This is a genomic window from Mycobacterium intracellulare ATCC 13950 (genome assembly GCF_000277125.1).
In the GTDB taxonomy this organism is placed as follows: domain Bacteria; phylum Actinomycetota; class Actinomycetes; order Mycobacteriales; family Mycobacteriaceae; genus Mycobacterium; species Mycobacterium intracellulare.
On record NC_016946.1, the window covers coordinates 3,763,938 to 3,784,742 of the forward strand.

The following is a 20,805-nucleotide window of genomic DNA, read 5'->3' on the forward strand; positions in this document are numbered from 1 at the left end:
CCTCTGCGAGAACCAGCTATCCACGATACGCCAGGAATCGCGGATGGCGGCGCGATCGCGTGCTGGCTTCGTGCCCGCCGACGCACCGGTGGCAGGATGTGCTTGTGCCTAGCGCAGTTCCGTTCGTCAACCGGCGAGACGTCCTCTCCGGCGGCGTCGCTTTGGCCGCGCTCGGTGTGGTGTCCGCGTGCGGAAAGTCCGCGCCCAAGCCCCCGCCCGTCGAACAACTGCTGGGCCCGTTGGACCAGGCGCGCCACGACAGCGCGCTGGCGAGTGCCGCCGCCTCGGCCGTCGGGAACCCCCCGCAGGTCGCCGCCGCGCTGACGGTGGTGGCGAGCCAGCGCGCCGCGCACGCCCGCGCGCTGTCCACCGAGATCGCGCGGGCCGCCGGCAAGCTCGCCGCGCCGTCGTCGAGCGAAACGCCCAGCCCGAGTCAGGCCGAGCCGGCCGGTCCCCCGCCTCCCCCGCCGCCGGTGGCCGACGTGATCAACGCGCTGCACGCCTCGGCCGACAGCGCCGCTCGCCTGGTGGGCACCGAATCCGGCTACCGGGCCGGGCTGCTCGCCTCGATCGCCGCGTCCTGCACGGCGTCCTACACCGTGGCGCTGGTGCCCGGGGGACCGTCGATATGAGCTCGGGGAAGGACGCCGACAACGCCGCGCTGTCCGACGCGCTGGCCATCGAACACTCGACGATCTACGGCTACGGCATCGTCTCGGCCATGTCGCCGCCCAGCGTCAACGGCATGGTGGTGGAGGCGCTCGAGCAGCACCGGCAGCGCCGCGACGACGTCATCGCGATGCTGACCGCCCGCAAGGTCACCGCCCCGGTTGCCGCCGCCGGCTACCAGCTGCCCCTGGTGGTCGGCAGCCCGGCGGACGCGGCGCGGCTGGCCGCGCGGATGGAGAACGACGGCGCCGGCGCGTGGCGCGTTGTCGCCGAACACGCCGAGACCGCCGAGGACCGGGCGTTCGCTTCGACGGCGCTGGTGCAAAGCGCGGTCATGGCCGCCCGGTGGAACCGGGTGTTGGGCGCCTGGCCGATCACGACGAGCTTCCCGGGCGGCAACGACTAGCCCGTCTCAAGCGCCGCCGCGATGTCGGCGGCCAGCGACGCCCCCGTCGCCAGTTCGCGGGTTTGCCCGCCGAAGCGGTCGCGCAGTTCCACCACGCCGTCCGCCCAGCCGCGCCCCACCACCACGATCCAGGGCACGCCCAACAGCTCGGCATCCTTGAACTTCACGCCGGGTGACGCCTGGCGGTCATCGAGCAGCACGTCGACGCCCAGCCGGTCGAGCTCGCCGGCGAGCTCGGTGGCCCCGGTGCGGGCCCGGTCGTCCTTGTTGGCGATCACCAGGTGGACGTCGAAGGGCGCGACCGACGACGGCCACCGCAGCCCCAGCTCGTCGTGGTGCTGCTCGGCGATCACGGCCACCATCCGCGAGACGCCCAGGCCGTAGGAGCCCATCGTCAGGCGCACCGGCTTGCCGTCCTCGCCGAGCACGTCGGCGGTGAAGGCGTCGGTGTATTTGCGGCCGAGCTGGAAGATGTGCGCGACCTCGATGCCGCGCGCCGACACCAGCGGGCCCGCGCCGTCCGGCGACGGGTCCCCGTCGCGCACCTCGGCGGCCTCGATGGTGCCGTCGGCGGTGAAATCGCGGCCGGCGACCAGCCCGACGACGTGCCGGCCAGGCTCGTCGGCCCCGGTGATCCAGCTGGTGCCGTCGACCACGCGTGGATCGACCAGGTAGCGAACACCGTTGTCGCGCAACGCTTTCGGGCCGATGTAGCCCTTCACCAGAAAGGAATACTTGGCGAAGTCGGCGTCGTCGAGCATCGCGTATTCGGCCGGTTCGAGCGCCGCGCCCAGCCGCTTGTCGTCGACCTCGCGGTCGCCGGGCAGCCCGATGGCCAGCAGCTCCCAGTCCCCACCGGGCTCGCGCACCTTGAGCAGGACGTTCTTCAACGTGTCGGCCGCGGTGACGGTGCGGCCCAGGTCGGCGGTGTTGGCCCAGTCCACCAGGGTGGCGATGGTCGGGGTGTCGCCGGTGTCGTGGACCACCGCCTCGGGCAGCCCGTCGATCGGCTGCGCCTCCGGGCGCGCGGTGACGACGGCCTCGACGTTGGCCGCGTAGCCGGACTCCAGGCAGCGCACGAAGGTGTCCTCGCCGACCGGGCTTTCGGCCAGAAACTCCTCGGAGGCGCTGCCGCCCATGGCGCCGGAGACCGCCGAGACGATGACGTAGCGCACCTGCAGGCGCGCGAAGATGCGCTGATAGGCCTCGCGGTGCGCGTGGTAGGCGGCCTTGAGCCCGGCGTCGTCGACGTCGAACGAGTAGGAGTCCTTCATCAGGAACTCCCGCACGCGCAGGATGCCGGCGCGCGGCCGCGCCTCGTCGCGGTACTTGTTCTGGATTTGGTAGAGCAGGACCGGAAAGTCTTTGTAGGAGCTGTATTCGCCCTTGACCGTCAGGGTGAACAACTCCTCGTGCGTCGGGCCCAGCAGGTAGTCGTTACCGCGGCGGTCTTTGAGCCGGAACACCGAGTCGCCGTATTCGGTCCACCGGTTCGTCGCCTCGTAGGGCGCGCGGGGCAGCAGGGCGGGAAACAGGATCTCTTGCCCGCCAATGGCATTCATCTCCTCGCGGACGATGCCCTCGATGCGGCGCAGCACCCGCAGGCCCAGCGGCAACCAGCTGTACAGCCCGGGCGCGACGGGCCGGATGTAGCCGGCCCGGATCAGCAGCTTGTGGCTGGCGACTTCGGCGTCGGCGGGATCGTCGCGCAACGTGCGCAAAAACAGCTGGGACATCCGGGTGATCACAGCGGGCTAGCCTAGCGGTGACGCGGGGCCCGGTATCCGGCAGCCCGAGACTGCAACCAGCGACGCGTTTCCCGAGTAGGACGTAGGTAGCTGCACTCTCGCGGAGGGTCAGCGAGCTACAGCTCCCCGGCGTCCATCGCTTCCTTGACCTCTTGCGCGTGCGCGACCTGGTCGGGTGTGTAGCCGATGAGCAGCGCCGCACCGCCGACGATGACGGCCACCCCGGCCACCCACAGCAGGCCGTAGGTATAGCCGTGGTCGAGCGCCTGCAGCTGCGCGTCGGTCATGTTCTTCACCGGGCCGGTGGTGCCGCCCAAATACAGTGTCCGCGAAGTGATCACGGCCTGGATGACGGCCAACACGAGCGGGCCACCCAGGCTCTGCAGCATCAGCGTGACCGCGGAGACGGGACCGATCTGATCGAAACCCACACCGGCGATGGCCGACAGCGTCAGGGGCACGACGGCCATGCCGATGCCGATCCCGCCGACCACGATCGGCAACACCAGGTTGGGGAAGTAGGCGACGCCGCGGTGCATGAACGCCCAGCCGTAGAGCATCGCCCAGAAGAGCAGGATGCCGCCGCCGATGGTCAAGACCCGCGGCGAGAACCGCGACACCAGCTGCGAGGAGATGCCGAGGCCGATCCCCATCGCGATGACGAACGGGATGAAGCCGACGCCGGCGTGCAGCGCGCTGTAGCCCAGGATGTCCTGCACGTACAGGCCGATGCACACGGTCAGGCTGAACATCAGCCCGCCGGCCAGGAAGATCGCGGTGAACGTGACCAGGCGGTTGCGGTCGCGGAACAGATCGAACGGCACGACGGGGTTCTCGGCGGTGCGCTCCACGATGATGAAGCCCAGCCCGGCGAGCATCGCCACCACACCCGAACCGATGGTGGTGATCGAAACCCACCCCTTTTCCGGCCCCATCGAGAAGGCGAACACCGCGGCGGTGCACGTCAGGGTGGCCAGCATGGCGCCGGTGGCGTCCAGCTTCATCCGCTCGCGGTTGGTCTCGCGCAGCGCGGTGCGGGCCAAATACATCATCACCAGGCCGATCGGCACGTTCACCAGGAACGCCAGCCGCCACGACACCTCGGTGAGCGCTCCCCCGACCACGAGGCCCATCACCGAGCCGACGGCCGTCATCGCGGCGAAGACCGCGGTCGCGAAGTTGCGCGCCGGTCCCTTGGGGAAGGTGGTCGCCACCAGCGCCAGGCCCGTCGGCGAGGCGATGGCCGACCCGACGCCCTGCGACAGTCGGGCGATGACCATGGTCGCCTCGTCCCAGGCGACGGCGCACAGCACGGAGGAGATGGTGAACAGGGCGACACCGACGATGAAGGTGCGCTTGCGCCCGATGGTGTCGCCGAGCCGCCCGCCGAGCAGCATCAGCCCGCCGAATGTCAGCACGTAGGCGGTGATCACCCAGCTGCGGCCGGCGTCGGACAGGCTGAGCTCGTTTTGGATCTTGGGGAGCGCGACGATCGCGACGGTGCTGTCCATCGTCGCAAGCAGCTGCATACCGCCGATGGCGATGACGGCCGCGATGAAGCGTCGCGAGGGCAGCCACGCCGGGTAGTACTTGCTGATGCGATTGGAGGCGGTCTCCGCCGGGGGTTTTGCGGCGGTCTCCGCCGTGCGCACCGGGGCCGGACGATCGGGGCGTGCAGACGTCCAGTTTTGGACAGCGCGCTCTGAGTCGTTGAGAGCCGTCATAAAGGGTTACCTTACAGTAATCTTAAGAAGCGTTTAAACCCCGAAAGCCGCCACGGCGCCGATCACGATGATCGCGGGAGGTCGGATCCCCTCGGCGCGAATCTTTTCGGGCGTGTCGGCGAGGGTGGCCCGCAAAGTGTGTTGAGCGGCCGTCGTTCCGTGCTGAACGACAAGCACGGGCGTATCCGCTGGTCGACCGCCTGCCAAAAGGGCTTCGGCGAAAAGTTCGATGCGTTCGACGGCCATCAGCAAAACAATCGTGCCGGACATCGCGGCCAGCGCATCCCAATTCACTAACGATTCGGGATGCCCGGGTGGGAGATGGCCGCTGACCACCACGAACTCGTGGTTGATCGCCCGATGGGTGACGGGGACACCCGCCAGTGCGGGCACCCCTATGGCGCTTGTCACACCCGGCACCACGGTGACCGGGATCCCGGCCTCGGCGCACGCGAGCACCTCCTCGTAGCCGCGGGCGAAGACGAAGGGGTCCCCCCCTTTGAGGCGCACCACGAAGCTTCCGGCCCGGGCGCGTTCGATCATCACGTCGTTGATGGCGTCCTGGGCCATCGCCCGCCCGTACGGGATCTTGGCGGCGTCGATGACTTCCACGTGTGGGGGCAGTTCGGCGAGCAGTTCCGGCGGCGCGAGGCGGTCGGCGACCACGACGTCGGCCTGGGCGAGCAGCCGGCGCCCGCGCACGGTGATCAGTTCGGGGTCGCCGGGACCGCCCCCGATCAGCGCCACGCCGCCCTTGACGGCATCGGAGCCCACCGGGCCCTCGGGGGTGATGACCCCGGTCTGCAGCGCCTCCCGGATGGCCGAGCGGATCGCCGCCGAACGCCGGTGCTCGCCGCCGGCCAGGACGCCGACGGACAGCCCCGCATAGCTGAAAGACGCTGGCGTCACCGCGGTTCCCTCGACGGCGATGTCCGCCCGGACGCAGAAGATCTGGCGGCTTTCGGCCTCGGCGACCACGGCCTCGTTGACGCGCGGGTCGTCGGTGGCCGCGATCGCGTACCAGGCGCCGTCGAGGTCGCCGTCGCGGTATTCGCGCAGTGCCAGGGTGATTCCGGTCATGGCCTCGACCGACCGGGTGGCGCTGCGGGAGATGACGTGGACGTCGGCGCCGCTGGCGATGAGCAACGGCAGCCGGCGCTGGGCGACGGTGCCGCCGCCCACGACGACGACCTTCTTACCGGTCAGCCGCAGCCCTACGAGGTAGGCGCTCTCAGTCACCCGGCAAGCTTAGTGGTTCGTGGCCTTGGCATCGCGCGCGTAACGCCGCGGCGAAGTTCGGCCGGATTTTTCGCCGTGACGTTACGTCCGCGAACCCGCTCGCCGGGCCGCGTGGGCGACGAAGCGCGCCACCGCCTCCGGCGCGGCGGCCGGGTGGGTGTGCAGATACGACGCGTGCACGCCGGCGTGCACGACGCCGTCGCGCACGGCCGCGCCGGCATCGTCGGCGTCGTCGGCGTCGGGGGCCCGGTACATCCATGCCGGCTGGTAGCTGTCGCTGAATGTGACTGCGGTGCGGTGGAATTCGTGCCCGACGGCCCGCTGGCCCGCAGTGTACAGCGGGGAATCGGCCACGGCGACGGCGTCGCGGTAGGCCAGCGTCAGCTGCGGGGTGAACCGGGCCCGTCCGGCCAGCACGCCGCACATCGGGTGGCCGTCGAGTTCGGCGGCCAGGTAGATCAGCCCGGCGCACTCGGCGTGCACGGGCGCCCCGGCGGCGGCCAGCTCCTTGATCTGCCGGCGCACGACCTCGTTGGCGGACAGCTCGGCGGTGAACTGTTCGGGAAAGCCGCCGGGCAGCAACACCGCATCGCTGCCGTCGGGCAACGCGTCGCTGAGCGGATCGAATGCGACGACGTCCGCGCCGGCGGCCGCCAGCAGCTCCGGGTGCTCGGCATAGCCGAAGCTGAAGGCCTTCCCGGCCGCCACGGCCACGGTGGCGCGCCGCCGCGCCGACTCCCCCACCGCCGCCGCCGGATCCCACGGCTCCCCGGCCGCCGGGGCCCGCGCGACCGCGATCACCGACGCCAGGTCGACGTGGGCGGCGACCAACGCGGTCATCGCGTCGACCGCCTGCCGGGCCCGGCGGCCGTACTCCACGGCGGTGACGAGCCCCAGATACCTTGTGGGAAGCTCCAATTCGGCCGCCCGCGGGATGGCCCCCAGCACCGGGACACCGGCCTGCTCGCAGGCCTGCCGCAACACCTGCTCGTGGCGGGTCGAGCCGACCCGGTTCAGGATCACGCCGGTGACCCGCGTGGCGGTGTCGAACGTCGAAAAGCCGTGCAGCAGCGCGGCGATGCTCTGGCTTTGACCGCGCGCGTCGATGACCAGCACGACGGGTGCGCCCAGCAGGCGGGCGACGTGGGCGGTCGATCCGGCGGCGGGGCTGGCGGCGGACGGCCCGATCCGGCCGTCGAACAGCCCCATCACGCCCTCGATCACCGCGATGTCCGCGCCGGCGGCGCCGTGCGCGTACAGCGGGCCAATGAGGCCCTCCCCGACCAGCACCGGGTCGAGGTTGCGGCCCGGCCGGCCTGCGGCCAGGCCGTGATAGCCGGGATCGATGAAGTCCGGGCCCACCTTGAACGGCGCGACGGTGTGACCCGCCCGGCGCAAAGCGCCGATCAAACCCGTTGCCACGGTGGTCTTTCCGCTGCCGGACGAGGGTGCGGCGATGACCATGGCGGGAACAATCACCACTCGATGCCCTTCTGCCCCTTGCGCCCGGCGTCCATCGGATGCTTGAGCTTGGTCATCTCGGTGACCAGGTCGGCCGCATCGATCAGCGGCCGCGGGGCGTCGCGTCCGGTGATGACGACGTGCTGGTGGCCGGGCCGCGCCGCGAGCACCTCGACCACCTCGTGGACGTCCACCCAGCCCCACTTCAGCGGATAGGTGAACTCGTCGAGCACGTAGAAGTCGTGGCGCTGGTCGGCCAGCCGGCGCGCGATTTCGGCCCAGCCGTCGGCCGCGGCCGCCGCGTGATCGGTGTCGCTGCCCGCCTTGCGCGTCCAGGACCAGCCCGCACCCATCTTGTGCCATTCGACCGGCGCGCCGGCGCCGTGTTGTTCGTGCACGTCGCCGAGCGCGGCGAACGCCGCCTCCTCGCCGACCTTCCACTTCGCGCTCTTGACGAATTGGAACACCGCGACGGAAAGCCCGGCGTTCCAGGCTCGCAACGCCATTCCGAACGCCGCCGTCGACTTCCCCTTGCCGGCGCCGGTGTGCACCGCCAGCACCGGCGTGTGACGTCGCGCCCGGGTGGTCAGGCCGTCATCGGGAACCTGGACTGGAACTCCTTGCGGCATAACGGGTTACCTTTCTCACGCCACGTCGCGTACCGCACGCGTCAATGAATCGGCGTGCAGCTGCTCCAGCCGAACGGCGGGTGCGCCGAGTTGGCGGGCCAGCTGCTCGGCCAGGCCCAGCCGCACGAACGACGTCTCGCAATCCACGACCACCGCGGCCGCGCCTTCGGCCACCAGCCGGGCCGCCGCGGATCGGGTGCGGCCCAACGGATCCGGTCCTGCGGTGGCCCGGCCGTCGGTGAGCACCACCACCAGGGCGCGGCGGGCCCGGTCGCGCGCCTTCTCCCGGACGATCAGCTCGCGCGCGGCCAGCAGGCCTTCGGCGAGCGGCGTCTTGCCGCCGGTGTCGAAGCGGGCCAGTCGCCGCCCGGCGATGTGGGCCGAGGAGGTCGGCGGTAGCAACAATTGCGCCTGCTGGTGCCGGAAGGTGATCACGGCGACCTTGTCGCGGCGCTGGTAGGCGTCGCGCAGCAGCGACAGCGTGGCGCCGCTGACCGCCGCCATCCGGTCGCGGGCGGCCATCGAACCGGAGGCGTCCACCACGAAGATCACCAGGTTGCCCTCGCGTCCCTCGCGCACGGCGCGGCGCACGTCGTCGGGCCCGGGCCGCAGCGGCCCGGCCCCGGCGCGCTCGGCGGCCGAGAGCAGCGTGGCGAACACGTGCAGTCCGTGCCCGCCGCAACTGGTGTCGTCCCCGTCGGTGGCGGCGATGACGCTGCCGCCGGCGTTGCGCGCCCGCGACCGCCGCCCGGGCGCGCCCTCCCCCACCCCGGGGACGCGCAGCGCGCGGGTGCGGAAGGTTTTCGACGGAGGCGCGCTGGGCTTGGACTTCGGCGGCTTCGCCGTGGTGCTGTCCCCCGAGTCCCGTTGTGGCCCAGCCTGTTCGGTGTCCGGCGTTTGACCGCCGCCGGGCGGGTCGGGCTCGGGGTCCGGCTCGGAGCCGGCCTGCGCCAGGGCTTCGTCCAGCTGGTCGCGGTCGATCCCCGGATCGTCGAAGGGGTCGCGGCGGCGCCGGTGCGGCAGCGCCAGCTCGGCGGCGACCCGGATGTCCTGTTCCTCGACGGCGGGCGCCCCGCGCCAGGCGGCGTGGGCGACGGCGGTGCGGGCCACCACCAGGTCCGCGCGCATGCCGTCGACATCGAACGCCGCGCACAGCGCCGCGATGCGCCGTAACTCGTTGTCGGGCAACGCCACATCGTCGACGAGCGCGCGGGCCGCGGCGATGCGCCGGGCCAGCTCGGCGTCGGCGGCGGCGTATCGCTCCGCGAAGCCGTCCGGGTCGGCCTCATACGCCATTCGCTGCCGGATGACCTGCACCCGCACGTCGACGTCGCGTGAGGCGTGCACGTCGACGGTGAGCCCGAAGCGGTCCAACAGCTGCGGACGCAGTTCGCCCTCTTCGGGATTCATGGTGCCGATCAACACGAACCGCGCCTCATGCGAATGCGAGATGCCGTCGCGTTCGATGTGCACCCGCCCCATCGCCGCGGCGTCGAGCAGCACGTCGACGAGATGATCGTGCAGCAGGTTGACCTCGTCGACGTAGAGCACCCCGCCGTGCGCGCGGGCCAACAGGCCCGGGGAAAAAGCGTGCTCGCCGTCGCGCAGCACCCGCTGCAGATCCAGCGAGCCGATGACCCTGTCTTCGGTTGCCCCGAGCGGCATTTCGACCAGGCCGGAATCGCTGCCGGTCGCCGCGCACAGCAGCGCCGCCAGGCCGCGCACGGCCGTCGACTTGGCGGTGCCCTTCTCGCCGCGGATGAGGGCGCCCCCGATCTCAGGGCGCACGGCGCACAACAGCAGGGCGAGACGCAGCTGGTCGTGCCCGACGATGGCGCTGAACGGGTAGGGCCTCACGGCTTGGCCGCCAGACCGGAGCCCGGCCGCAGCATGGGCACGTGCGGGACGCCGTCGTCGACGAAATCGTCGCCGTCGCGCACGAATCCGTGCTGCGCGTACATGTCGGCCAGATAGGTCTGCGCGTTGATCCGGCACGGGTAGTCACCCACCTCAGCCAGGGCCGCGCGCAGCAGCCGGGTGGTGTGGCCCTGGCCACGGGCGCTGCGCTTGGTGCACAGGCGCCCGATGCGGAACGCCTTCTCGCCTCCGGCGTGCTCCTCCATCAGCCGCAGCGTACAGATCACCTCGCCGTCGGCCGTCTCCAGCCAGAAGTGCCGGGTTTCGGCGAGGAGGTCACGGCCGTCCAGTTCGGGATACGGGATCGCCTGTTCGACGACGAACACCTCCACCCTCAACTTGAGCAGCTCGTAAAGTGTCTGGGCATCAAGGTCTTTGGCCCAGATACGCCGCAGTGCTTCAGTCATTGACATCCAACCCCAGTACCTTCGTTCCCCACGAAAAGACCTCGTCGTAGAGCGCCGGCTCGTCCGACAGCGACGCCCCCAAAGAGGGAACCATCTCCTTGAGCGCGGGCAACCACGACTGAAAACGGTTGGCAAAGCACCGCTGCAACACGTCGAGCATGATCGGCACCGCGGTCGACGCCCCGGGCGAGCCGCCGAGCAGACCCGCGATGCTTCCGTCGGCGGCCCCCACCACCGTGGTGTCGAAGTCGAGCACCCCGCCCTTTCGCCTGTCGCGCCGGATCACCTGCACGCGCTGACCGGCCACGGTCAACTCCCAGTCGGAACCCGCTGCGGTGGGCGCGAATTCGCGCAGCATGCGCAGCCGGTCCGGCTCGGAGAGCCGCAATTGGCCGAGCAGGTACCGAAGCAGCGTCAGCTGGGTGGCGCCGACCCCGAGCAGGGAGGCCAGGTTGTGCGGCTTCACCGAGCGGGGCAGGTCGGTGAAGTGCCCGTGTTTCAAGAACTTCGGTGACCAGCCGGCGTACGGGCCGAACACCAGCCACGGCTTGCCGTTGACGTAGCGCAGGTCCAGATGCAGCGCCCCCAGGGGCGGTGCGCCGGGCGCGGGCGCCCCGTACACCTTGGCCCGATGCGCGGCGGTGAGCGCCGGCTTGTCGGCGCGCAGGAACCGGCCACCGATCGGGAATCCGGCGAAACCCCTGACCTCGCTGATGCCGGACTTCTGCAGCAGGGGCAGCGCGTCGCCGCCGGCCCCGACGAAGACGAATTTGGCGTGACAGCGGCGCTTTTGGCCGGTGCGGCGATTGCGGATCGACACCGTCCAGCCGCCGTCGGACCCGCGGGTCAGGTTGCGGACCTCGTGCCCGAACAGGGCCGTCGCGCCGCCCCGCACACAGAATCCGACCAATTGGCGCGACAGCGCACCGAAGTCGACGTCGGTGCCGTGGGCGGCCCAGTTGAGTGCGGTCGGCGTGGAGAAGTCGCGATGGGCGGCCATCAACGGCAGCCGGCGGGCGAACTCGCCCGGGTCCTCGATCAATTCGATGCCGGCGAACAGCGGGTTGGCCGCCAGCGCGTCACGGCGCCGCCGCAGATAGTCCACGCGCTGCGCCCCGCGCACGAAGCTCGCGTGCGGGATCCGGGTCAAAAAGCTCCGATCGGTCAGGATGCCGTTCTCCACGGCGTGAGCCCAGAACTGGCGGGTCACCTGAAACTGCTCGTTGACGCGCACCGCTTTGCTGATGTCGATCGAGCCGTCGGTGCGCTGCGGGGTGTAGTTCAGCTCGCACAGCGCCGAATGCCCCGTGCCGGCGTTGTTCCAGGGGCTGCTGCTTTCCGCGGCGACGGCGTCGAGGCGTTCGACGAAGGTCAGCGACCACTCCGGCTGCAGCCGGCGCAGCAACGCGCCCAGCGTCGCGCTCATGATGCCCGCGCCCACCAGCACGACGTCCGTCCGCGCGGTTGTGGCTAGCGATGACACCGGCTTGCTGGTCCTTCCCTCGACTGGGCCGATCCCCAGGTTATCCCGAGGCAAAGTGGGCGCGAACGACGTGCGGCTCCCCGTGCCCAGCAAAAGCTAAGCTTGCCTCGTGACTGGCTGGGTGCCCGATGTCCTCCCCGGATATTGGCAGCGCACCATCGCGCTCGGCCGCGATCCCGCCGGTGAGAGCGACATCGTCGCGACCCTGATCCGGCGCGGGCCGGCACAGGCGGGCCCGGCCGGGCGCGCGGTGCTGGCGGTGCACGGCTACACCGATTACTTCTTCCACACCGAGCTGGCCGACCATTTCGCCGCGCGCGGCTTCGCCTTCTACGCGCTGGACCTTCACAAGTGCGGCCGGTCGCGGCGCGACGGCCAGACGCCGCACTTCGTCACCGACCTCGCCAACTACGACACCGAACTCGAGCACGCCCTGGACGTCGTGCGCGCGCAGGCCCGCGACGTGCTGGTGTACGGGCATTCCGCGGGCGGGCTCATCGTGTCGTTGTGGCTGGATCGGTTGCGCCGCCGCAACCCGGACGCGCACGCCGACATCGGCGGGTTGGTGCTCAACAGCCCGTTTTTGGATCTGCCCGGCCCGGCCATCCTGCGGCATTCGGCGACCGTGGCGCTGCTCGGGGGTCTGTCGCGGGTGCGGTCCAAGGGCGTGGCCAGGTCGCCGGGTGAGGGCGGCTACGGCACCACGTTGCACCGCGACTATGGCGGGCAATTCGACTACAACCTGCAGTGGAAACCCGTGGGTGGCTTCCCGATCACCTTCGGTTGGCTGCACGCCGTCCGCCGCGGCCAGGCCCGGCTGCACCGCGGCCTCGACGTCGGCGTGCCGAATCTGATCCTGCGCTCGGACCACAGCGTGCGCGAAACCGCGGACCCGGAGCCCATGCGGTGCGGCGACGCCGTTCTCGACGTCACCCAGATCGCCAGGTGGGCAGGCTGTGTCGGAAACCGCAGCACCATCGTCCCGGTGGTCGATGCCAAGCACGATGTGTTCTTGTCGTTGGAGGGCCCGCGCGACGTCGCCTATCGGGAACTGGATCTCTGGCTGGACGAGTACCTGCCCACCAACAACAGCGACGCCCCGGCGTCGTTCGGAAGGGGGTGACGGTGTGGAGACCTACGACGTCGCGATCATCGGAACCGGTTCGGGCAACAGCATTCTCGATGAACGCTTCGCCGACAAACGGGTGGCCATCTGCGAACAGGGCACGTTCGGGGGCACGTGCCTGAACGTCGGGTGCATCCCGACCAAGATGTTCGTCTACGCCGCCGAGGTCGCCCAGAGCATCCGGGAGGCGGCGCGCTACGGCATCGACGCCCGCATCGAGCGGGTGCGCTGGGACGACATCGTCTCGCGCGTGTTCGGGCGCATCGACCCGATCGGGGTCAGCGGCGAGGACTATCGCAACGCCGCGCCCAATATCGATGTGTACAAACAGCACACCCGGTTCGGCGCGGTCCAACCCGATGGGCGCTACCTGTTGCGCACCGACGCCGGCGACGAGTTCACGGCCGATCAGGTGGTGATCGCGGCTGGGGCGCGCGCCGTGGTCCCGCCCGCGATCCTCGAGTGCGGCGCGACGTACCACACCAGCGACACGATCATGCGAATCCCTGAACTGCCCGAGCATTTGGTGATCGTCGGCGGCGGTTTCGTCGCAGCCGAATTCGCCCACACTTTCTCCTCCCTGGGCTCGCGGGTCACCCTGGTGGTCCGGGGCTCCACATTGCTGCGGCACCTCGACGACGTCGTCGGCGAACGCTTCACCCGCATCGCGGCCAGCAAGTGGGAGCTGCACACCCACCGCAACGTCGTGGGTGCCGAAAACCAGGGTTCGGGCGTCGCGGTGCAACTCGACGACGGTCGCACCGTGAACGCCGACGCGCTGCTGGTGGCGACCGGCCGCGTGCCCAACGGCGATCTGCTCGACGCCGAGCAGGCCGGCGTCACCGTCACCGACGGCCTGGTGGTCGTCGACGAGTACCAGCGGACCACGGCGCGTGGCGTTTTCGCGCTCGGCGACGTCTCCTCGTCGTATCAGCTCAAGCACGTCGCCAACCACGAGGCGCGCGTCGTGCAGCACAACCTGCTGTGCGACTGGGACGACACCGAAGCCCTGGCCGCCACCGACCACCGCTACGTGCCCGCGGCGGTGTTCACCGATCCCCAGATCGCCTCCGTCGGGCTGACCGAAAACCAGGCCATCGCACAGGGTTTCAAGATTTCGGTGAAGATCCAGAATTATGGCGACGTCGCCTACGGCTGGGCGGCCGAGGACACCACCGGGATCGTCAAGCTCGTCGCCGAGCGCGGCACCGGCCGCCTGCTGGGTGCGCACATCATGGGTGATCAGGCCTCGTCGATCATCCAGCCGTTGATCCAGGCGATGAGCTTCGGGCTGACCGCCCTGCAGACGGCCCGCGGGCAATACTGGATTCATCCGGCCCTGGCCGAGGTGGTGGAGAACGCGCTACTGGGTCTGCACTGACCTCGGCGGCGGCTCGGGCGTGAGCGGTTCAGTGTCGAGGGCCAAGAATCCGCGCTTCACTTGCATCCGGCGCGGCGGGGAACTTACAGTCGTGGCCGGTTGTTCTCAGCCCGATACCGCAAGGACGCGCCGGAAGGACCCCAGTGGCCAGCACCGAGATCGACCGGCGGCCGTCACGGGTGACCAGACTTCTCGGCGCCCTGACCACAGCGGAGTGGTGGCGGCTGGCCGCGATGCTCGCGTCCATCGTCGCGCTGCACCTGCTCGGCTGGCTCACCCTGGTGTTCTTGGTGGCACCGGCCCAATACAGCTTGGGCGGCAAAGCTTTTGGTGTCGGGATCGGATTGACGGCCTATACGCTGGGTATGCGGCACGCCTTTGACGCCGACCACATCGCCGCCATCGACAACACCACCCGCAAGCTGATGAACGACGGGCAGCGCCCGCTGGCCGTCGGCTTCTTCTTTTCGCTGGGCCACTCCACCGTGGTGTTCGCGTTGGCGCTGTTGCTGGCGGGCGGGGTGAAAACGGTCGTCGGGCCGGTCGAGGACGACTCCTCGACGCTGCACCACTACACCGGGTTGATCGGCACCAGCGTCTCCGGCGTCTTCCTGTATGCGATCGCCCTTCTCAACCTCATCGTCCTGGCCGGCATCCTGCGCGTGTTCGCGCGGTTGCGCCGCGGCGAATTCGACCCCGAGACCGACGGGGCCGAGCTGGAGCGGCAATTGCAGAGCCGCGGACTGATGAACCGGGTGCTCGGCCGGCTCACCAAGTCGATCACCAAGTCGTGGCACTGCTACCCGATCGGGTTGTTGTTCGGGCTGGGCTTCGACACCGCCACCGAGATCGCACTTCTGGTGCTCGCCGGCACCAGCGCCGCCGCCGGGCTGCCGTGGTACGCCATCATCTGCCTGCCGGTGCTGTTCGCCGCGGGCATGTGCCTGCTGGACACCATCGACGGTTCGTTCATGAACTTCGCCTACGGCTGGGCGTTTTCCAATCCGGTGCGCAAGATCTACTACAACATCACCATCACCGCGCTGTCGGTGGCCGTCGCCCTGCTGATCGGGAGCGTCGAACTGCTCGTCCTGTTCGCCGACCAATTCGGTTGGCGGGGCGCCTTCTGGACCTGGATCGGCGGGCTGGACCTCAACGCGGTCGGCTACGTCGTCGTCGGCATGTTCGTCGTCACCTGGGCGGTGGCCCTGCTCGTCTGGCGCTACGGCCGCATCGAGGAAAAGTGGGGCCCCACCGACCTGGGGGCCGAATCCGCGACCTAGCGGCTCACCGGGCGCGGGCGTGCGAGGCGCGCGAAGCGTTGACAACGCTCGGCAGCGGGAGTAGACCCAAAAAACAGCGCCGCGCAAGTGGGCCGACGTTCGACTCCGGCGGTGCAGGAGCCCCGGCCCGGCTCCGGAAAGCTGCAGCATGCCAACGGAAGCGGCAGTCCAGACAGCACCACCGTTGACCCGTGTTCTGCGCGGCAAGGTCTCGGGCGCCGCGTCGCGTGTGCACGGCACCGTGATTCGAAGTTCGAGGGGTATCACGGAACGCACCGTCGACACGGTCGGGGGGTGACGGCCATGGCGGATCGCCCGGTGCAGCCGACGGGAACTTCAGCACGGGCGGCGCAGTGGCGCGAGGCGGACGATCAAAGCCGGCGGACTGCGGTGCCGGCATGACAGCCCGCATCTTGGTAGCCGGGATCGGCAACAGCTTCCTGGGGGATGACGGATTCGGCTCCGAAGTGGTCCGCAATGCCGAACTGCCGCAAGATGATCCGATGGTCCAGGTCATCGACTACGGAATCAGGGGGATGCACCTGGCCTATGACCTGCTCGAGGAGTGGGACACGCTGGTCCTCGTCGACGCCGTACCCAGCCGCGGCCATCCCGGCACGCTGCACGTCTTCCAGGCCGATCACGAAACACCCTCGCGGACAAGCGGTCTGGACGGCCACAGCATGGACCCCGCCGCCGTCTTCGCCAGCCTGCGGGCGCTGGGCGGCCGTCCGCCCTACACCGTCGTCGTCGGGTGCGAGGCCGGCAGCGTCCAGGAAGGCATCGGGCTGACCGAACCGGTCGCCAAGGCCGTCCCCCGGGCGGCGCGGGCGGTCGAAGAGATCGTCGCGGCGTTGCACGGGGCGGCACTACCCGCGGCCGAAGACGGGTACTGAACCATGTGCCCGGCACCAGGGGGGCCGCTGGATCTCGTTCAGCACCACCGCGCCGACGTGGTGTCGCTGCTGGCCGAGCGCGGGCGCATCGGCGAACCCATCGTCGGGGTCTGCTTCGACGGCACCGGTAACGGCGGTGACGAAACGATCTGGGGCGGAGAGATTTTGGCGCTGGGCGCCCGGAGCCGGCAGTTCGTCCGGGTCGGCCACCTGCGGCCGGTGCCGATGCCCGGCGGCGATGCGGCGGTGCGCGAACCGTGGCGGATGGCGCTGTCCCAGTTATGGACGGCCGACATCGATTGGACCCCGGATCTGGCGCCCGTCGCCGCCGCGACCGATGACGCACTGCGCCTGGTCCGTTCGCAACTGGAGACCGGGACGGGCTGTGTGCCGTGCTCGAGCATGGGACGGCTGTTCGACGCGGTCGCTTCCCTGCTCGGCGTGCGGCATCGCATCGACTACGAGGGGCAAGCCGCGGTCGAGCTCGAGGCGCTGGCGGAGTCGGCGGGCTGCGATCCCGGGCGGCCCCGGCCGTCGTTGCCGCTGGCGGTGCGCCCCAACGGGGTGATCGATCCGGTACCGATGGTGCAGACGATGGTCGCGGCGCTGTACGCCGGGACGCCGCGCGCGGTGCTGGCCGCGACGTTCCACCTCGCGGTCGCGGACGCGGTCGCCGACGTGGTGGCGCGGGTGGCCGGCGACACCCGGCTGGTGGGGCTCACCGGCGGGGTGTTCCAGAACGTTCTGCTGACGCGCGCTTGCCGTGACTTATTGCAGCGCAACGGTTTCGAGGTCCTCACCCACCGCACCGTGCCGCCGAACGGCGGCGGACCGTCGCCGGGACAGGCCGTGGTCTCGGTGCTGACGGCGCGGGAGGGGGCCACGCGGTGACCGACCGGCGACTGGCGCGCGTCTAGCTTCGACGTCAGACTGGCCCGGTGCCCGGTTCCCTGCGTGACGTGCTGCCCGCCGCGGCCGCCCTGCTCGGCGTTCCGGGCGCGGTCGACACCCTGGCGGTGACGGAGCGGGCCGGCTCCGATCGGATCGACCGGGTGCTCGTCGTGCTGGTGGACGGGCTGGGCTGGCACCTGCTTCCGCAGCTGGCGGGCGGCGCGCCGCTGCTGGCCTCCGTGCTGGGGGGCGCCACCGGCCGGCTGACCCGGCTGGAGTGCACCTTCCCGTCGACCACGCCGACCAGCCTGGTGTCCCTGGGCACCGGTGCGGCGCCCGGCGAGCACGGGGTTCTGGGCTTCACCCTGCGGGTGCCGGGCACCGAGACCGTGCTCAACCACGTCCGGTGGCGCGACGATCCCTCGCCGGCCGTCTGGCAGCCGGTGCCGACCTGGTTTCAGCGGCTCAAAGAGGCCGGCGTCAGCGCCCGCGCGGTGCTGCCGGCGCTGTTCCTCGGCAGTGGGCTGACCGAGGCCGCGTACCGCGGCGCGGAATTCCGCCCGGCCGGCCCCGCCGACGACTACGCCCAGCTGGTGGTCGACGACCTGCGCTCGGCGCCCGGACTGGTCTACGGCTACACCGCCGAACTCGACACCGCGGCCCATGTCTTCGGCGTCGGCTCCGAGCAGTGGCACGCGGCCGCGGCGAGCGTCGACACGCTGCTTTCGCGCCTGCTCGAGGCGCTGCCGCCGAACGCGGCGCTGCTGGTGACCGCCGACCACGGCGGCCTCAACGTCCCGCCGGAGGCCCGCATCGACCTCGACGCCGACGCCCGGCTGGCCCGGGGCGTCCGGGTGGTCGCCGGCGAGCCCCGGGTCCGCTACCTGCACACCGAGCCGGGCGCCGCGCCCGACGTGCGGGCCGCGTGGGCCGAGGTGCTCGGCGGCCGGGCGACCGTGTACAGCCGCGAGCAGGCGGTGGGCACCGGGATGTTCGGGCCGGTCGCCGCGCCGCACCTGGAGCGGCTGGGCGACGTGGTGGTGGTCTGCTCGGGCGACACGGCGGTGCTGGCCAGCGCGCACGAGCCGCCGGAAGCCTCGCGCCTGATCGGTTTCCACGGCGGAGCCAGCCCGGCCGAGATGGCGATCCCGCTCATCGTTTTCCGCCCCTAGCTGCACCGACCGTGGATTCGGACCGACTTCACAGCTCGTTCCGACCGGTTTACCACGATTCGCGTTGTACATTCGGCGCACTGTGTTGTTCCGGGTTGGCGGTCAGACTCGGCGGTGGCGGCCCGCCACCGCGATCGTCGCAGCCCTGGGTGTGTTCATCGCCCTGATAGCCGGTTCGTCGCTGCGGCCTCAGTTCGCCGCGTCCAGCCTGCCCGAGCCTGCCGCCTGGTCCGGCCCGGCCGCCGGGGTCGGCGCGCATGCGCTCCCCCGGGGCCTCCACTCCGCCGTCGGCCGCCCGGCGCCGGCCGCGTGGGAGTCGCCGGCACCGGCGGACAACACCAACAAGAAGCCGTTCCACAGCATGTGGATGACGAAGGAACGGCCCCAAACCTGGAACCGTTCGTCAGCGCAAGTGGCCCTGTCACCGGCGCCGACGACGTTCGGCCCGGTGCGGGCGGCGCCCGACCACGCCCAATCCCGTTCTCCCGCAATCATTGCCACCGACCGAGATACGTTGACCCGGCTCTGCATCGCCCGCGTCTGATCGCCGCACGCCGCGCATTCGCGCGACAGGGCTCATATCTCCCGTGTCTATCTCGTGAAGGACGCCCCCAATGTTTTCGAGCATCAACCACACCGCCCGCCCCCGGCGGAGGCTGTAATGGATTTCGCGACGCTGCCCCCGGAGATCAACTCCGCGCTGATGTATTCGGGTCCCGGTGCGGGATCGATGGTCGCGGCCGCCGCGGCGTGGGACAAGCTTGCCGCGCGGCTCTGCACCGCGGCGGCCGACTACCGGGCGGTGACCGCGAAGCTGGCGGCGCAATGGGAGGGCCCGGCGCCCTCGGCGCTGCGCGAGGCCGCCCGCTACGTCGACTGGCTGGACGCCAACGCCGCACGGAGCCAGGAGGCGGCCGTGCAGCTGGGCGCGGCGGCCGGGGCGCACGAGGCGGCGTTCGCGGCGACGGTGCCCCCACCGGCGATCGCGGGCAACCGCGCGCGCCGCACGGCACTGGTGTCGGCGAACTGGCTGGGCCAGCACAGCGCGGCGATCGCGGACGTCGACACCGACTACGACGCCATGTGGGCGCGCAACGCCGGCGCCATGTACGCCTACGCCGACGCCGCCGCCGGCGCGGCGACGTTGGCCCCGTTCACCCCTCCGCCTTCCGACGCCGGTGCGCGCGCAGACAGCTGGCCGTTGAAGGCGGCGCCCGACGTCATATCGGCCGGCCGCCGCGTGATGTCGGCCATTCCCGGCGCGCTCGAGCACCTGTCGTCGGCATCGCGCACCACGTTCGAGGCGTCCCTTTCCTCGGTGACACCGTCGCTGTCGAAGCTGAATTCGCTGACCGCGCCGTCGGATTTCGCGATCGGCCACCTGAATTCGATGAACAAGGCGGCGGCGCTGCGCACACTGTTCCCCAGGCCGGCCGCCGTCGACGGGGTGAACGCGCGCGTGGGCCGCGGGGTGTCGCTGGGCGCGCTGTCGGTGCCGCCCAGCTGGACGACGGCCGCGTCCGCCGCGCAAGGCCTGGGCGGGGACCGGCGGGCGAAGGCGCCCGCGTGGTCGGGGCCGGTGGGTGCCACCGTTAGAGCGGAGTCACGTAGGCCGAGCTGATGCCGCCGTCGACCAGGAACGTCGACGCCGTGATGAACGACGCGTCGTCGCTCGCCAAAAACGCGACGGCCGCGGCGATTTCGCCGGGGTCGGCGAAGCGGCCCACCGGCACGTGCACCAGCCGGCGCGCGGCCCGTTCGGGGTCCTTGGCGAAAAGCTCTTGCAGCAGTGGGGTGTTGACCGGCCCGGGGCACAGCGCGTTCACCCGGATGCCCTGCCGGGCGAACTGCACCCCCAGCTCCCGCGACATGGCCAGCACCCCGCCCTTGGACGCGGTGTAGGAGATCTGCGACGTCGCCGACCCCAGGACGGCGACGAACGACGCGGTGTTGATGATCGAGCCGCGCCGCGCGGGAACCATGTGCCGCAACGCCGCCCGGCAGCACAGGTACACCGACTTCAGGTTGACGTCCTGGACGCGTTGCCAGGCGGGCAGCTCGGTGTTCTCGATGACGTCGTCGTCGGGGGGTGAGATGCCGGCGTTGTTGAACGCGATGTCGACGCGGCCGTAGGCCTGCGCCGCGGTATCGAACAGCGCGTTGACCGCGTCCTCGTCGGCGACGTCGGTGGGCACGAACAGGCCGGACAGCTCGTCGGCCGCGGCGGCGCCCGCGTCGTGGTCGACGTCGGCGACCACGATGGTGGCGCCCTCGGCGCGCATCCGCCGCGCCGAGGCCAGCCCGATGCCGCCGCCGGCGCCGGTGACGACGGCGACCCGGCCCGCCAACCGTTGGGTGAGATCGACCGCCACC

Annotated in this window: 18 protein-coding genes and 1 pseudogene; 10 read left to right on the forward strand and 9 right to left on the reverse strand. The window is 70.8% G+C overall.

Features of this window, described 5'->3' with window-relative positions:
• The first annotated feature begins 104 nt into the window (after positions 1 to 104).
• Both OCU_RS42120 and OCU_RS42125 read left to right on the forward strand, forming a co-directional pair.
• On the forward strand, positions 105 to 632 hold the full coding sequence (locus tag OCU_RS42120) for a hypothetical protein (protein WP_014380661.1): 528 nt from the start codon (positions 105 to 107) through the stop codon (positions 630 to 632).
• Entirely contained in the window at positions 629 to 1,075 is a 447-nt protein-coding gene (locus tag OCU_RS42125; protein WP_008258734.1) for a ferritin-like domain-containing protein, read from the forward strand. The genes OCU_RS42120 and OCU_RS42125 overlap by 4 nt, the downstream gene beginning before the upstream one ends.
• On the opposite strand, the gene OCU_RS42130 is transcribed toward OCU_RS42125, so the two are convergent.
• The 8 genes from OCU_RS42130 to mqo form a co-directional block, all read right to left on the reverse strand.
• On the reverse strand, positions 1,072 to 2,823 hold the full coding sequence (locus tag OCU_RS42130) for a proline--tRNA ligase (protein WP_014380662.1): 1,752 nt from the start codon (positions 2,821 to 2,823) through the stop codon (positions 1,072 to 1,074). The genes OCU_RS42125 and OCU_RS42130 overlap by 4 nt on opposite strands.
• A gap of 116 nt (positions 2,824 to 2,939) precedes the next feature.
• Entirely contained in the window at positions 2,940 to 4,547 is a 1,608-nt protein-coding gene (locus OCU_RS42135) for an MFS transporter (protein ID WP_026071284.1), read from the reverse strand.
• 33 nt (positions 4,548 to 4,580) lie between these two features.
• Entirely contained in the window at positions 4,581 to 5,786 is a 1,206-nt protein-coding gene (gene cobA, locus OCU_RS42140; protein WP_009953420.1) for a uroporphyrinogen-III C-methyltransferase, read from the reverse strand.
• Between the two features lie 81 nt (positions 5,787 to 5,867).
• Complete coding sequence (locus OCU_RS42145; RefSeq protein WP_014380663.1) at positions 5,868 to 7,250, reverse strand: cobyrinate a,c-diamide synthase; 1,383 nt, start codon at positions 7,248 to 7,250, stop codon at positions 5,868 to 5,870.
• Positions 7,251 to 7,261: 11 nt separating this feature from the next.
• A complete protein-coding gene (cobO, locus tag OCU_RS42150; RefSeq protein WP_009956278.1) occupies positions 7,262 to 7,876 on the reverse strand; it encodes a cob(I)yrinic acid a,c-diamide adenosyltransferase in 615 nt (204 codons plus the stop codon).
• A 15-nt stretch (positions 7,877 to 7,891) separates the two neighbouring features.
• Positions 7,892 to 9,733: a magnesium chelatase subunit D family protein gene (locus OCU_RS42155; protein ID WP_014380664.1), complete on the reverse strand. Its 1,842-nt coding sequence runs from the start codon at positions 9,731 to 9,733 to the stop codon at positions 7,892 to 7,894.
• Complete coding sequence (locus OCU_RS42160) at positions 9,730 to 10,200, reverse strand: GNAT family N-acetyltransferase (RefSeq protein WP_008258755.1); 471 nt, start codon at positions 10,198 to 10,200, stop codon at positions 9,730 to 9,732. The genes OCU_RS42155 and OCU_RS42160 overlap by 4 nt, the downstream gene beginning before the upstream one ends.
• Positions 10,193 to 11,626 carry a malate dehydrogenase (quinone) gene (gene mqo, locus OCU_RS42165; protein WP_044059242.1) on the reverse strand — a complete coding sequence of 478 codons (1,434 nt, stop codon included), beginning with the start codon at positions 11,624 to 11,626 and terminating at the stop codon, positions 10,193 to 10,195. The genes OCU_RS42160 and mqo overlap by 8 nt, the downstream gene beginning before the upstream one ends.
• Positions 11,627 to 11,792: 166 nt before the next feature.
• Here mqo and OCU_RS42170 point away from each other — a divergent pair, with 166 nt between their 5' ends.
• The 8 genes and pseudogenes from OCU_RS42170 (at position 11,793) to OCU_RS42205 (ending at position 20,053) form a co-directional block, all read left to right on the forward strand.
• A complete protein-coding gene (locus tag OCU_RS42170) occupies positions 11,793 to 12,806 on the forward strand; it encodes an alpha/beta hydrolase (RefSeq protein WP_009955392.1) in 1,014 nt (337 codons plus the stop codon).
• 4 nt (positions 12,807 to 12,810) lie between these two features.
• Positions 12,811 to 14,190, forward strand: coding sequence for a mycothione reductase (gene mtr, locus OCU_RS42175; protein ID WP_008258759.1), 1,380 nt, complete (start codon positions 12,811 to 12,813; stop codon positions 14,188 to 14,190).
• A 143-nt stretch (positions 14,191 to 14,333) separates the two neighbouring features.
• Positions 14,334 to 15,473 (forward strand): Nickel transporter NicT, encoded by a 1,140-nt coding sequence (gene nicT / locus OCU_RS42180; RefSeq protein ID WP_014380667.1) that lies wholly within the window; start codon positions 14,334 to 14,336, stop codon positions 15,471 to 15,473.
• 398 nt (positions 15,474 to 15,871) lie between these two features.
• The gene (locus OCU_RS42185) at positions 15,872 to 16,369 is read left to right on the forward strand and encodes a hydrogenase maturation protease (protein ID WP_009955396.1); all 498 of its coding nucleotides are present in this window, start codon (positions 15,872 to 15,874) and stop codon (positions 16,367 to 16,369) included.
• Between the two features lie 24 nt (positions 16,370 to 16,393).
• Positions 16,394 to 17,260: pseudogene (locus tag OCU_RS42190) on the forward strand (Kae1-like domain-containing protein); the annotation flags it as partial.
• Positions 17,261 to 17,307: 47 nt separating this feature from the next.
• Positions 17,308 to 18,432, forward strand: coding sequence for an alkaline phosphatase family protein (locus tag OCU_RS42195; protein WP_014380669.1), 1,125 nt, complete (start codon positions 17,308 to 17,310; stop codon positions 18,430 to 18,432).
• Between the two features lie 82 nt (positions 18,433 to 18,514).
• The gene (locus OCU_RS42200) at positions 18,515 to 18,976 is read left to right on the forward strand and encodes a hypothetical protein (RefSeq protein ID WP_014380670.1); all 462 of its coding nucleotides are present in this window, start codon (positions 18,515 to 18,517) and stop codon (positions 18,974 to 18,976) included.
• A 117-nt stretch (positions 18,977 to 19,093) separates the two neighbouring features.
• On the forward strand, positions 19,094 to 20,053 hold the full coding sequence (locus tag OCU_RS42205) for a PPE family protein (protein WP_014380671.1): 960 nt from the start codon (positions 19,094 to 19,096) through the stop codon (positions 20,051 to 20,053).
• Here OCU_RS42205 and OCU_RS42210 read toward each other — a convergent pair.
• A complete protein-coding gene (locus OCU_RS42210; RefSeq protein WP_014380672.1) occupies positions 20,025 to 20,804 on the reverse strand; it encodes a 3-oxoacyl-ACP reductase in 780 nt (259 codons plus the stop codon). The genes OCU_RS42205 and OCU_RS42210 overlap by 29 nt on opposite strands.
• Position 20,805: the final 1 nt, after the last annotated feature.

Excerpts from the sequence above, each read along its gene's own strand:
- OCU_RS42125 (WP_008258734.1), top strand. The coding sequence starts at position 629 with ATGAGCTCGGGGAAGGACGCCGACAACGCCGCGCTGTCCGACGCGCTG.
- cobO (WP_009956278.1), bottom strand. The coding sequence starts at position 7,876 with ATGCCGCAAGGAGTTCCAGTCCAGGTTCCCGATGACGGCCTGACCACC.
- OCU_RS42135 (WP_026071284.1), bottom strand. The coding sequence starts at position 4,547 with ATGACGGCTCTCAACGACTCAGAGCGCGCTGTCCAAAACTGGACGTCT.
- OCU_RS42185 (WP_009955396.1), top strand. The coding sequence starts at position 15,872 with ATGACAGCCCGCATCTTGGTAGCCGGGATCGGCAACAGCTTCCTGGGG.
- OCU_RS42145 (WP_014380663.1), bottom strand. The coding sequence starts at position 7,250 with ATGGTCATCGCCGCACCCTCGTCCGGCAGCGGAAAGACCACCGTGGCA.
- OCU_RS42160 (WP_008258755.1), bottom strand. The coding sequence starts at position 10,200 with ATGACTGAAGCACTGCGGCGTATCTGGGCCAAAGACCTTGATGCCCAG.
- OCU_RS42205 (WP_014380671.1), top strand. The coding sequence starts at position 19,094 with ATGGATTTCGCGACGCTGCCCCCGGAGATCAACTCCGCGCTGATGTAT.
- mqo (WP_044059242.1), bottom strand. The coding sequence starts at position 11,626 with ATGAGCGCGACGCTGGGCGCGTTGCTGCGCCGGCTGCAGCCGGAGTGG.